This is a genomic window from Pseudomonas sp. FP597 (genome assembly GCF_030687435.1).
Classification (GTDB): Bacteria; Pseudomonadota; Gammaproteobacteria; order Pseudomonadales; family Pseudomonadaceae; genus Aquipseudomonas; species Aquipseudomonas lactucae.
In genome coordinates, this window is the sequence record NZ_CP117432.1 from 3,827,914 (window position 1) to 3,839,629 (window position 11,716).

At 61.2% G+C, this 11,716-nt stretch carries 13 protein-coding genes; 7 read left to right on the forward strand and 6 right to left on the reverse strand.

The genetic code is table 11. The features are described from left to right. Window positions 1-28 precede the first annotated feature (28 nt). Window positions 29-568, forward strand: a complete 540-nt coding sequence (locus PSH66_RS17445; protein WP_042944895.1) for an AAA family ATPase — start codon at window positions 29-31, stop codon at window positions 566-568. Here PSH66_RS17445 and PSH66_RS17450 read toward each other — a convergent pair. Further along, window positions 520-2,121 carry a murein L,D-transpeptidase gene (locus PSH66_RS17450; protein ID WP_305427324.1) on the reverse strand — a complete coding sequence of 534 codons (1,602 nt, stop codon included), beginning with the start codon at window positions 2,119-2,121 and terminating at the stop codon, window positions 520-522. The two genes, PSH66_RS17445 and PSH66_RS17450, sit on opposite strands and share 49 nt — an antisense overlap. A 39-nt stretch (window positions 2,122-2,160) precedes the next feature. Here PSH66_RS17450 and PSH66_RS17455 point away from each other — a divergent pair, with 39 nt between their 5' ends. Together PSH66_RS17455 and PSH66_RS17460 are read left to right on the forward strand one after the other, a co-directional pair. Next, on the forward strand, window positions 2,161-2,871 hold the full coding sequence (locus PSH66_RS17455; protein WP_003174603.1) for a murein L,D-transpeptidase catalytic domain family protein: 711 nt from the start codon (window positions 2,161-2,163) through the stop codon (window positions 2,869-2,871). Window positions 2,872-2,900: 29 nt separating this feature from the next. Continuing rightward, window positions 2,901-3,647, forward strand: coding sequence for a creatininase family protein (locus tag PSH66_RS17460; protein WP_003174604.1), 747 nt, complete (start codon window positions 2,901-2,903; stop codon window positions 3,645-3,647). 59 nt (window positions 3,648-3,706) lie between these two features. On the opposite strand, the gene PSH66_RS17465 is transcribed toward PSH66_RS17460, so the two are convergent. Both PSH66_RS17465 and PSH66_RS17470 read right to left on the reverse strand, forming a co-directional pair. Then, window positions 3,707-4,039 carry a hypothetical protein gene (locus PSH66_RS17465; protein WP_003174605.1) on the reverse strand — a complete coding sequence of 111 codons (333 nt, stop codon included), beginning with the start codon at window positions 4,037-4,039 and terminating at the stop codon, window positions 3,707-3,709. A 34-nt stretch (window positions 4,040-4,073) separates the two neighbouring features. Beyond that, window positions 4,074-4,718 (reverse strand): ATPase, encoded by a 645-nt coding sequence (locus PSH66_RS17470; RefSeq protein WP_078733583.1) that lies wholly within the window; start codon window positions 4,716-4,718, stop codon window positions 4,074-4,076. 129 nt (window positions 4,719-4,847) lie between these two features. Between PSH66_RS17470 and PSH66_RS17475 the strand changes: the two genes are divergently transcribed. Continuing rightward, entirely contained in the window at window positions 4,848-5,120 is a 273-nt protein-coding gene (locus tag PSH66_RS17475) for a hypothetical protein (protein WP_078733584.1), read from the forward strand. Here PSH66_RS17475 and yfcF read toward each other — a convergent pair. Beyond that, window positions 5,095-5,727: a glutathione transferase gene (gene yfcF / locus PSH66_RS17480; protein ID WP_141064744.1), complete on the reverse strand. Its 633-nt coding sequence runs from the start codon at window positions 5,725-5,727 to the stop codon at window positions 5,095-5,097. The two genes, PSH66_RS17475 and yfcF, sit on opposite strands and share 26 nt — an antisense overlap. Window positions 5,728-5,912: 185 nt before the next feature. On the opposite strand from yfcF, the gene PSH66_RS17485 reads away from it, so the two are divergent. Then, window positions 5,913-7,067, forward strand: coding sequence for a DUF1624 domain-containing protein (locus PSH66_RS17485; protein WP_003174609.1), 1,155 nt, complete (start codon window positions 5,913-5,915; stop codon window positions 7,065-7,067). Between the two features lie 67 nt (window positions 7,068-7,134). Here the strand turns inward: PSH66_RS17485 and metE are convergent, their stop codons facing one another. Next, window positions 7,135-9,423: a 5-methyltetrahydropteroyltriglutamate--homocysteine S-methyltransferase gene (metE, locus tag PSH66_RS17490; RefSeq protein WP_305427325.1), complete on the reverse strand. Its 2,289-nt coding sequence runs from the start codon at window positions 9,421-9,423 to the stop codon at window positions 7,135-7,137. Window positions 9,424-9,850: 427 nt separating this feature from the next. Here metE and PSH66_RS17495 point away from each other — a divergent pair, with 427 nt between their 5' ends. Both PSH66_RS17495 and PSH66_RS17500 read left to right on the forward strand, forming a co-directional pair. Further along, the gene (locus PSH66_RS17495) at window positions 9,851-10,237 is read left to right on the forward strand and encodes a GFA family protein (protein ID WP_305427326.1); all 387 of its coding nucleotides are present in this window, start codon (window positions 9,851-9,853) and stop codon (window positions 10,235-10,237) included. Then, window positions 10,234-10,710, forward strand: coding sequence for a GNAT family N-acetyltransferase (locus PSH66_RS17500; RefSeq protein WP_305427327.1), 477 nt, complete (start codon window positions 10,234-10,236; stop codon window positions 10,708-10,710). Before PSH66_RS17495 ends, PSH66_RS17500 begins: the two co-directional genes overlap by 4 nt. 172 nt (window positions 10,711-10,882) lie before the next feature. Here PSH66_RS17500 and PSH66_RS17505 read toward each other — a convergent pair whose 3' ends face one another. Beyond that, on the reverse strand, window positions 10,883-11,716 hold the full coding sequence (locus PSH66_RS17505) for a phosphodiesterase (RefSeq protein WP_305427328.1): 834 nt from the start codon (window positions 11,714-11,716) through the stop codon (window positions 10,883-10,885).

The window sequence follows — 11,716 nt, forward strand, 5'->3', positions numbered from 1 at the left end:
GTCCCACTCAATTTCGAAGGACCGAACCATGCTTATCGTCTTCAGCGGCCTGCCCGGCACCGGTAAAACTACAATTGCCCGCGAACTGGCGCACCGGATCGGCGCGGTTTACCTGCGCATCGATGTGATCGAACAGACATTGCGCGATGCCGGCATGTTGCCGGGCGCCAGCGGCTATGGCGTGGCGAATGCGCTGGCGCTGAGTAACCTGCGACTGGGGCATACCGTGATTGCCGATTGCGTGAATCCGGTGCGAGACAGTCGGGCAGCCTTCACCTCAAGCGCAGCCGGCGCGGGTGTTGCATTGATCGACATCCAAGTGGTTTGCTCAGACGTCCAGGAACATCAACGCCGCGTCGAAACCCGTGAGAGCGATATCGCAGGACTGACGCCACCGACCTGGCAATCGGTCTTAGCCCACGAATACGAAGCCTGGGATGACGCGCCATTGACTATCGACACTGCGCGGATGACATCGGCAGACGCCGTTGAAAGCATCAGCCGACATTTGTCTTCGACTCAGAGCACACTCCCCATCGCCTTCATCAACACCAGGTCCCGCGCATAAATATCCGGCGCATACACCAGCCCACCCTGGCGATCCACTTCCACCGTCCAATACCCCAACAACACCGGCACCGGCGTGGCCAGCCTGAATTCGTGGGTCACGCCGGTGGCCAGCAATTCATCGGTGCGCGCGCGTTCAGCCGGGCTGACCAGCAGGTCGCGCAGCAGCAAGGGTTGCTCCACCCGCACGCAGCCGGAGCTGAACGCACGCGGGCCTTTGGTGAACAGCGGTTGGCTGGGGGTGTCGTGCAGGTACACCGAGTACGGGTTGGGGAAGCGCATCACGATCTTGCCCAGCGGGTTGCGCGGGCCGGCCTCCTGGCGCAGCAGGATGTTGCCGGGGCGTGCCCAGTCGATCAGTTCGGGCGCCAGCGCGTGACCTTCAGCGTCAAGCACTTGCAGGTTCTGCTGGCGCAGGTATTCGGGGTTGAGGCGGATGGCCGGGAGTTTGTCCTCGCGCATGATGGTGGGCGGGATGGTCCAGGTGGGGTTGAGGGTCAGCCGGGTAATGCGCGATTTGAGCAACGGCGTCTGGCGCTCGGCACGCCCCACTTGCAGGCGGGTTTGCCACACCGGGATGCCGCTCTGGTACACGCTCAGTTGCGCGGCGGCGACGTTGACCAGCACGCCTTCGGGCTCCAGGTCCTTGGCCAGCCAGCGGAAGCGCTCCAGGTTGATGCGCAGTTGTTCGCGGCGCATGGCCGGGCTGATATTGAGTTCGGCCACGGTGCCGGCGCCGATCACGCCGTCTGATTGCAGGGAGTGGCTGAGTTGGAAAGCCTTTACCGCGCTGACCAGTTCGGGGCTGTATTGCTTGCCGTTGCCCTGGCGTTCTGCGGGCAGGTAGCCGCCGCTGTGAAGGCGGCGCGCCAGTTCCGGTACGCGCGGGTCTTCCATGCCGGGGCGTAACAGCGGACCGCTGCCGACCGGGTCCCAATGCGGCAGCGGTTGCTGGCGCATGCTGGAATACACGTTGCGCAGGCTACGGTAAAGATCGGCACTGGGTCGCGCCTGGTCGAAAGCTTGCGCCATGTCCTGCAGGCCAACGGCGGCAAGGGCCAGCACGTCGGTGTCGGGGTCCCGGGCCGGTGGCTGGGAATGCCACAGCGGTTCGAAGCGTGATTGCTGCAGGCGTCCGAAGTGCAGATCCTGCAGGGCCTGCAAATAGTGCTGACTGCTGCCGATATCGCTGCACAGCACGTTTGGCGTGGCGTGTGGTTCAGCAAGGCTATAGTGGGTAGGGTCCAGGCCGTCGTCGGCGAGCATCAGCAACTGTGCCTGGAGTGCCTGGCGACGCGTCTCGTCGGACCACAGCGGTGCATCGCCATGCTGCTGGTATAGGGCTTGCAGGCGTGCAAGCGCTGTCGCATCGAGTTGCGCAGCCAGGTCGGGGCAGACACTGGGCAACTGCGCCAGGGCCTGTTGCACCGGCGCCAGATCCACCGGCGCCGGCGTGCTGACCGGCAACGGCTGCACCGGCAGCGCTTCGGCTGTGGCGACCAATGGTGCAACGAGCAGGCAAATGCTCAAGTAACATGCGTGTTTTTTGAACAATGACTTTGCTCCAATCCACAGTGGGGGGATGTACTGTAGATGCTGACTTTTATGTGCCGCCTCGGCGCGGTGACCGTACTGGCTATCTTGAGCAATTCTGCGCTCGCTGCCAACGGTAACCCTCCGTCCTTGTATAACAGCCTGGCGCGCTCGGCTCCAGAACTCAATCCCACTGTACTCAAAAGCGCCCTGAACGCCATGCAGTGTGCGGTCAGCAATGGCGAGGAACGCTCCGAGCGCCTGGCCGTGATCGATTACTCGCAACCGTCCACCGCCCGTCGGCTGTGGATCTTTGACCTGCGCAAGAAAAAGCTGGTGCTGCGCGACCTGGTGGCCCATGGGGCCAAGTCCGGGGAAAACTTCGCCACTCAGTTCTCCAACCTCGAAGGCAGCCACCAATCCAGCCTGGGCTTGTTCCGCACCCAGGAGAGTTACCTGGGCACCCATGGCTATTCACTGCGCATGGACGGCCTGGAGCCGGGGTTCAATGACCTGGCCCGCGACCGCGCCATCGTGATCCACGCCGCCGATTACGTAAGCCCCCTGTGGAGCAAGCGCGAAGGCCGCATCGGCCGCAGCCAGGGTTGCCCGGCCGTACGCCCGCAGGTGGCGCGCCAGGTGGTGGACAAACTCAAGGATGGGCAGTTCATGTTTTCGTGGTACCCCGACCAGCGTTGGTTGAAGTCCTCGACGTACCTCAATTGCAAACCCCAACAGGTGGCCAGTAGTCGTACAATCCGTGGCGGTTAGTCTGTCCCACCGATAAAAGAGAGCTTCGAATGCTTCTACATCAATCGACCTGGATCGAGATCGGCCAGTTTCTGGAGCGCAGCCGCACGGTGGTGATCCCCATCGGCTCCAACGAGCAGCACGGCCCCACCGGCCTGCTGGGCACCGACTGGATGTGCCCGGAAATCATCGCCCATGAGGCGCAGAAAAACGCCGATATCCTGATCGGCCCCACCTTCAATATCGGCATGGCCCAGCATCACCTGGGGTTTCCCGGCACCATTTCGCTGCGTCCCTCCACCTTCATCGCCGCGATTGGCGACTGGGTGCGTTCGCTGGCCGGGCATGGTTTCGACAAGATCCTGTTTCTCAATGGCCACGGCGGTAACATCGCGACCATTGAAGCGGCGTTCTCCGAGTTGTACGCCGAAGCCAGCTTCGCCCGCCGCCCGGCCGGGTTCGCGTTGAAGTTGGTGAACTGGTGGGATCTGGAAGGCGTCAACGAGCTGGCTCACCGCCAATTCCCGGTGGGTCATGGCAGCCATGCCACGCCTTCGGAAATTGCTGTGACGCAGTGGGCCTATCCGGACGCGATCAAGTCGGCCGATTACTCGCCGCAGATCGCCAACACCGGGCCGATCCGCGAAGCCCTGGATTTCCGTGCGCGCTTCCCCGACGGGCGCATGGGTTCGGACCCGGCGCTGGCGACGGTGGAGAAAGGCGGTGAGTTGGTGGCGCTGGCGGCCAGTGGCCTGGTCAAAGTAGTCGAAAACTTCAGCAACGAAGCACGACCTTAAGTCATACAAAGATCCAATGTGGGAGGGGCTATACCCCTCCCACATTGGATTGGTGTGTTTTACTTACAGTCCTGTGCGGCCAGTTCAAGCCGTGACGGCGTCAACGCCGACGCCAGCGGCTTGCGCTCATACAAAAACACCTTGGCGCCCTCTCCGGCCTTGTAGGCCTCGAGCACATCGTCGGCGGCAATCTTGCTGGTCAACACCACCTTGGCGTGGCGCGAGTTCTGCGTCACGGTGGAGGTGATGCCGTGTTTCTCCAGCTTGGGCAGTACGCAAAGCACATAGGCTTCCGGGCTTTTGCTGGTTTGCAGGGTCAAGGTCGGGTCGTTGGGAGCGGAAACACAACCGGCCAGCAACAGAGCCGTGGCCGGTACGAAAAAAGAGCGCATGAAAAAATCCTGAGTATAAAAATAAAGGTTCACATCAACCCGCACGAACCAGCGCCTTGAGCGACGCATCGAACTGCTTCAAGGCATCGAGCTGCACATCCCGCTGCTGCTCGATCTGCGCGGCAATCTCCGGTGCGGCCTTGTCACGTACCCACACCGAGGGCACTTGCTTGTGCACCGAGCCCTCGGCCTTGGCGATGTATTGCAGGTCGGCGTCATAGAACCGTGCAACAAACCGCGCCTCAACCTCATCGTTACGCTGGGTCAACAGTTGGTTATGGGTATCGAGCATCACCACCACATCAGGATGAGCCTGCACCAGCGCATCCAGAGTGTCGTAGACCGTCACGGATGCAAAGGTTCCCTGCAGCGAGCTCATCAACCAATCAATGGCCAGTTCCGGGTCGGAGCTGTTGACGAACGCCTGGCGGATACGACCGTCGAGGGCATCCTTGGCGCCATTCAAGGCCACGTCGTGATAGCGTTCAAGATAGCTGAGATTGTCGCGGGTGTTGTCGCTCAACAACACACCCACCGATTGCGCGCGCTGCAGGGAGTTTACGCCAGTGGCGATAGGTAGCAAATGGCCTGTACGCAGATCGCCGGCAATGGCTGCATTGTTCACCACTACGGCACCGAGCATCAGAATCATTAAGCCCAGCTGAATTATCGTCCTCATCGCGCATTTCCTTGAGCAGCGTTTCGATGGGGCAATTTTGCGCTTTCCCGGCAAAAACAGAACTTGCATTGCATGATGATGACTATTATCTGAAGCGATAGTGCTGCGATAAAACTGATAAGGACCGCCATGAAGCCCCACCAAAAAACCTTCGACCGCATCCGCGAAGCCGTACTGCCGGAGTTTCGCGAGCGCGTCGCCGATTACCTGGTCGAGTATGAAAACGTGCTGCTCGACGCGCAGGCTGACGCCGACCAGGTCAACGCCAGCGCCCAGCAACTGCGCGGCTACCTGCGCGGTTTGAACACTACGCGGGTGCTGGGCATGGCGGATTGGGAAGACCTGGACCGACGTGTGGAGCAAATCAGCGCAACGGCTACAGTGCCGGACGCGGCTGATTGAGCCATGCCTGCACCGATGGCCGCTGCCACTGACGCCGGGCGTAGTCCACCAGCTCGGCAGGAACGTCGTCGCCGTTGAGGATCAGGCGGTTAAGCATCACGGCCAGGTCCACATCGGCGATCGACCACTCGCCAAACAGATACGCCGGGTTACCCGCCAGCAATGCCTGCGCACCTTCGATCAACTTGCGTGCGGCCGCCTGGGCCTCAGGCGACAGCGGCGGCCTCTTCTGCCCGCAGAACACCACCAGCGTGGAACGCTCCTGGCGAATCGGCAACAGATCGCTGCGCAGCCACGCCTGCACCTGCCGCGCCCTCGCCCGCTGCTTAGGGTCAGCCGGGTACACCGCGGTGCCGGGGTAAGCCTCTTCCAGGTACTCGGTGATCGCCGAAGACTCCGACAACGCAAAATCACCCTCTACCAGGGTCGGTACACGTTGGGTCACAGACAAGCGGGCGTATTCGGCCGTCTGGTTGTGCGCGGCGTCCAGGTCGAGGGTGACCAGATCGAAGGCCAGGCCTTTTTCGCGCAGAGTGACAAACACCGACATCGCGTAGGGGCTGGTGAACAGCGAATCAACGTAAAGGCGCAACGGGCTCTGGCTCATGGGGCAATCTCCTTGAATGAACCCTAAAGCTACGAGATCCGCCGCGATAAGGACAATGCGGCCTTTTTATGGGGGTATTCCTGGTGGGAATAGCGCACAGGTCGGGGGAGGACCAAAGGGCGGCAATGTGCGAGTTAATGTTATAGGATAACGCCCACTTTCCGTCCTGCCCTGCGACCTACCCCATGACCGATGCTGTTCCCCTGCGTCAACGCCTGCTTTCCATCGACGCCCTGCGCGGCCTGGTGATCCTGTTCATGCTGCTCGACCACGTGCGCGAAACCTTCTTGCTGCACCGCCAGGTCAGCGATCCGATGAGCATCGACAGCACCGAGCCTGCGTTATTTGTGAGCCGCACCCTCGCCCACCTGTGCGCACCAGTATTCGTGTTGCTCACCGGGCTGTCGGCGTTTTTGTACGGTCAGAAGTATCAGGGGCGGCGCGACGTGTCGGCGTTCCTGTTCAAGCGCGGGCTGTTCCTGGTGGTGCTGGAATTCACCCTGGTCAACTTCGCCTGGACCTTCCAACTGCCGCCCAGCGTGATCTACCTGCAGGTGATCTGGGCGATCGGCATCAGCATGCTCGCCCTCGCCGCGTTGGTGTGGCTGCCGCGTGCGGTGTTGATCGTACTGGCGCTGGTGGTCATCGGCGGGCATAACCTGCTCGACGCGGTGCATTTCGCGCCAGGGTCGGCGCTGCAGAATCTATGGGCGATCCTGCATGAACGCAGCTGGATCGACGTGTCGGATAACCTGCGCCTGCGCATCACCTACCCGGTGCTGCCATGGATCGGCGTGATCGCCCTCGGTTATGCCATCGGCCCCTGGTTTGCCAACGGCATGCCGCCGGCGTTGCGCCAGCGCTACCTGTTACTGGGTGGCGTGAGCGCGCTGGTGGGGTTTGTGCTGGTGCGCGCGGCCAACGGCTACGGTGAGAAACCTTGGCAGGCGTATGAAAGCGGCGCGCAGACGTTGATGAGTTTTTTCAATGTGACCAAGTACCCGCCTTCGTTGCTGTTCCTGGGGTTGACCCTGGGCATCGGCTTGTTGCTGCTGTGGGCGTTTGAGCGTGCCGGGCACAAGCGTTGGATCGGCGTGCTGGCGGTATTTGGCGCGGCGCCGATGTTCTTTTACCTGCTGCATCTTTATGTGTTGAAAGTGCTGTATGTCGCCTGTGCTGCGTTGTTTGGCTTGAACCATGGCAACTATTTCGGCTTCGACAGTATCGGTGCGGTGTGGCTGGTGGCGCTGGTGTTACCGCTGGCGCTCTACCCGCCCGTGCGCTGGTTCGCCAAGCTGAAAGCGCGGCGACGGGACCTTGCCTGGCTCAAATATCTCTGACCTGACGAAGATCCAAATGTGGGAGGGGCTTGCTCCCTCCCACATTGGATTGCATTCAACTCGGGAATCAGGCCAGTTCAGCCCGCAGTTGCCGGGCGGCCGCCACCATATGAATCAACGCCGCCTCCGTCTCCGGCCAACCCCGCGTCTTCAACCCGCAGTCGGGGTTCACCCACAACCGCTCGGCCGGAATCCGCTTGGCTGCCTTGCGCAGCAGGCCGGCCATTTCCGAGACATCCGGCACCCGTGGCGAATGGATGTCATAGACGCCCGGGCCGATGTCGTTCGGGTAAGCAAAGGCTTCGAACGCGTCCAGCAGTTCCATGTCCGAGCGTGAGGTTTCGAGGGTGATCACATCCGCATCCATCGCCGCAATGGACTCGATCACATCGTTGAACTCGCTGTAGCACATGTGGGTATGGATCTGGGTTTGATCACGCACACCACAGGCGCACAAGCGAAACACTTCGGTGGCCCAGTCCAGGTAAGGCTGCCACTGCGCCTGGCGCAACGGCAGGCCTTCGCGGAATGCGGCTTCGTCGATCTGTACGATCCTGATGCCGGCCGCTTCCAGGTCCAGCACTTCGTCGCGAATCGCCAAGGCCAACTGGCGGGCCTGTACTTCGCGGCTCACGTCTTCGCGCGGGAACGACCACATCAGCATGGTCACAGGTCCTGTCAGCATGCCCTTCATCACCTTGCGGGTCAGGCCTTGGGCATACCGAATCCACTCCACGGTCATGGCTTTCGGGCGGCTCAGGTCGCCGAAAATCACCGCCGGTTTCACACAGCGCGAACCGTAGCTTTGCACCCAGCCGAAGCGCGTGAACACGTAGCCGTCCAGTTGCTCGGCGAAGTATTCGACCATGTCGTTGCGTTCGGCTTCACCGTGTACCAGCACGTCCAGGCCGAGGTTTTCCTGCACCTGCACCGCGTGCCTGATCTCACTGTGCATGGCCTCGACATACTCGGCCTCGCTCAATTTACCGGCCTTGTACGACTGGCGCGCCAGGCGAATCGACGCGGTTTGCGGGAACGAACCGATGGTGGTGGTCGGGAACAGCGGCAGGTTGAGGCCGGCGCGCTGTGTGTCGATACGTTGGGCAAACGGCGACTGGCGCTGGCTGTCCTTGATGCTGATGGCCGCAACACGCGCTTGTACGGCGGGTTTGTGAATACGCGGTGATGCGGCGCGGGCGGCTTGCACGGCGCGGCTGTCAGCCAAAGCCGCGAGTACGCCGGGCGCTTCGGGCTGCTCGACCGCCTGAGCCAGCACCGCCACTTCGGCGCATTTTTGCACGGCAAAGGCCAACCAGCTTTTCAGCTCGGCATCCAACTGGTCTTCACGGCCCAGGTCCACCGGGCTGTGCAGCAACGAGCAGGACGGCGCCACCCACAGGCGATCACCGAGTTTTTCATGCGCGTGCTGCAAGGTAGCCAGGGCATTTTCCAGGTCGCAACGCCACACGTTACGGCCGTTGACCACACCCAGGGACAGCACCTTATACGCCGGTAGACGGTCGAGAATGGTCGGGTATTGCTCCGGGGCGCGCACCAGATCGATATGCAGACCGTCGACCGGCAGGTTGGCGGCCAGCCCGAGGTTCTCTTCCAGACCACCGAAGTAAGTCGCCACCAGTTTTTTCAGCGGGTCGCGCTGGATCAGGTTGTAGGCGCGCTCAAAGGCATTTTTCCATGCCTGCGGCAAGTCGAGCACCAGGATCGGCTCATCGATCTGCACCCATTCCACGCCCTGCTCCGCCAGACGCTGGAAGATCTGGCCGTACAGTGGCAGCAGGCGCTCCAGCAGGTCGAGCTTGTCGAAGTCGGCGCCCTTGGTCTTGCCCAGCCACAGGTACGTCAGCGGGCCGATGATCACCGGCTTGACGGTGTGGCCCAGCTCACGGGCTTCCTGGACTTCTTCGAAGAGTTGGTCCCAGCCCAGGTGGAACTGCTGATCGGCGCTGAACTCCGGTACCAGGTAGTGGTAGTTGGTGTCGAACCACTTGGTCATTTCCTGGGCATGGGCGCCGCCGCAGCAACTGTCGCTGACACCCCGAGCCATGCCGAACAACGTGTGCAACGTGGCGTGGCCGTCAGCCGGACGGAAACGCTCGGGGATCACGCCGAACATCAGCGAGTGAGTGAGGACCTGGTCGTACCAGGCGAAGTCACCGACGGGCAGCAGCTCAATACCGGCCTTTTTCTGCAACGCCCAGTGGTCCTTGCGCAGGTCACGGCCAACGGCGCGCAGACCGGCTTCGTCGAGTTCGCCTCTCCAAAACGCTTCCTGCGCCTTTTTCAGTTCACGATCGCGTCCAATGCGCGGAAATCCAAGGGAATGAGCGACTGCCATGACTTACAACTCCACTGCCATATTCGATGGCAGCCATTGTCGGCAGATGAGGATGATGAGACAAACTCATTTTACTTTAGATGATCACAAGTTTTATTCATGTACAGGCAAGCATCTGGGGCGAGGGAGCTTGCTCCCGCTGGGTCGCACAGCGCCCCCAAATCGGTCATATTGGTCCACCTGAAACAACGGGGTTGCCGCCTTCCACATTTGGATCGAGCACGCCAGTCAGGCAGGCCGCCATCGATGCCGTGGGCGAGTTGGGGCATGTTAAACCTCCTGAAGCAAACACAGGTCCAATGTGGGAGGGGGCTTGCCCCCGATGACGGTTTATCAGTCACAGCTGTTTCAACTGACCCACCGCTATCGGGGGCAAGCCCCCTCGCCACAGGATCTGCGCGATCAACAGAATGAGAGTTGAACCGACATGGATGAACTTCACCAAGGCAGCTGCCTTTGCGGCGCGATCACCTATCAGGTGGCAATGCCGCTCAAGGCCATCACCCACTGCCACTGCAAAAAGTGCCAGAAGAGCCACGGCGCAGCGTTCGCCAGTTATGCCAGTGCACTCAGATCAGCGGTCACTGTCACAGCCATTCGAGACATATTGAGCAGCTATCAATCTTCTGAAAGTGTTACTCGCCAGTTCTGCTCACGCTGCGGGTCGTCGCTGTTCTGGTCGGATGCCAAGGGGCCTTATCAGGAGTGGATTTCGATAGCGCTGGCTACACTCGATACACAGTTCGTTGCGCAGAAACAGACTCATAGTTGTATCAAGTCCAGGGTGCCCTGGCTGTGCGAAGCGCCCCTGTGAATGGGCGCAACGACAACGTTTCAATACATGAACTGGAACGACTTCCAGAAGATATTTGCGTACTGCAAGCACAGGCTGTGGCCGAGGGGTTCAGGTTCCTGACACGGTTGATCAAGGAGTGGGAAGACCGCTCAAACCGGTTCGACCAGCCTGGCGAGTGCCTCCTGGGTGTTTTTTTCAATGGGCAATTGATTGCCATCGGCGGTGTTTCCCGCGATCCCTGTGGTGCGCCAAAAACGGCCAGGCTACGCCGGGTCTACGTGATGCCTGCATTGCGGGGGCACGGGGTGGGTAAGCAGTTGGTAGCACACTTGTGCGAGCGAGCGTCTGAGCGATTTTCCATTTTGCGCCTGTCGACCGACACCCTCGAAGGCGCACGGTTTTATCTGCGCTGCGGTTTTCACGCAATAGCTGATGACGGGGCGACGCATGAAAAATCGCTAATCACGCGCCACACCTCTTCTCCTAACTGACAGAGATCACTGTGGGGGGTTACATCAGCGAATCGAGTAGCTCACAAACAGTCGGTTCTGGTCCTGGTCCCGCGCCACTTCACTGCGCGACACACCGTTGCGCCAGCCAAACCCGACGTTTTTGAACAGAATCGACCGCGGCGTTAAGTACTCGGTGAAGCTCCGTTAAACCTCAGTCGATCAATCCATGAGCGTCATAGAACGGATACGGCCCGGGGTAATCCCCAAACACCCCGTTGTGGCTGACCAACCCCTGTTGCGCGTCCCAGCGATGCACCAGGTAACCCGCCGGTTCCAGGTTGAAATGCGCGGGCGCGGCGTCTTGCAAATCCAGCACGATCTGATGGGACGTGCCGGGGCACACACAACTGAGGCTGCCGCCGAAGCGCCGCTGCATCGGGCGGTGCAAGTGCCCGCATAACAGGCGTTCGACTTGCGGGTGGCGCGTCACGACTTGTTCCAGGGCGGCGGCATTGATAAACGGCTCGCGGTCCATATGGCCGATACCGCTGATAAACGGCGGGTGGTGCAGGATCAGCAAGGTCGGCGCATCGGGACGCAGCGCCAGTTGCTCGTCCAGCCACCGCAACTGGCTGTCCAGCAATTGCCCGCCATGGCCACCGGGAATGGTCGAGTCCAGGCCGATCAGGCGCAGCGGGTGTTCATCCACCACCCAGTCCAGCGGGCCGTCCGCCGAACGCGGCAAGTAGGCGTGATCGCCGAACGCAGCCAGCAGCGGCCCGCGCGTATCGTGGTTGCCGGGCACCAGGTAGCACGGCATGTGCAGGCGCGAAAGCTCAGGGTGCAGCACGGCGTATTCATCCGGACGACCGAAGTCCACCAGGTCACCGCTGACCACCACGATATCGGGGCGTGGACGACTGGCGTTGAGGTGGTCGACGGCATGGCGCAGCGCGCCCAGGGTATCGACCACGCCATAGGTCAGGCGCTGGCCGGCTTTAAGGTGCAGGTCGCTGATCTGTGCGACAACAAATGGACGATTCAC

Bases quoted from the DNA above. Each gene is read 5' to 3' on its own strand.
- PSH66_RS17475 (WP_078733584.1), top strand. From the start codon at position 4,848: ATGAAGCCCCACCAAAAAACCTTCGACCGCATCCGCGAAGCCGTACTG.
- PSH66_RS17460 (WP_003174604.1), top strand. From the start codon at position 2,901: ATGCTTCTACATCAATCGACCTGGATCGAGATCGGCCAGTTTCTGGAG.
- PSH66_RS17465 (WP_003174605.1), bottom strand. From the start codon at position 4,039: ATGCGCTCTTTTTTCGTACCGGCCACGGCTCTGTTGCTGGCCGGTTGT.
- PSH66_RS17495 (WP_305427326.1), top strand. From the start codon at position 9,851: ATGGATGAACTTCACCAAGGCAGCTGCCTTTGCGGCGCGATCACCTAT.
- PSH66_RS17455 (WP_003174603.1), top strand. From the start codon at position 2,161: ATGCTGACTTTTATGTGCCGCCTCGGCGCGGTGACCGTACTGGCTATC.
- PSH66_RS17485 (WP_003174609.1), top strand. From the start codon at position 5,913: ATGACCGATGCTGTTCCCCTGCGTCAACGCCTGCTTTCCATCGACGCC.
- PSH66_RS17445 (WP_042944895.1), top strand. From the start codon at position 29: ATGCTTATCGTCTTCAGCGGCCTGCCCGGCACCGGTAAAACTACAATT.
- metE (WP_305427325.1), bottom strand. From the start codon at position 9,423: ATGGCAGTCGCTCATTCCCTTGGATTTCCGCGCATTGGACGCGATCGT.
- PSH66_RS17470 (WP_078733583.1), bottom strand. From the start codon at position 4,718: ATGAGGACGATAATTCAGCTGGGCTTAATGATTCTGATGCTCGGTGCC.
- yfcF (WP_141064744.1), bottom strand. From the start codon at position 5,727: ATGAGCCAGAGCCCGTTGCGCCTTTACGTTGATTCGCTGTTCACCAGC.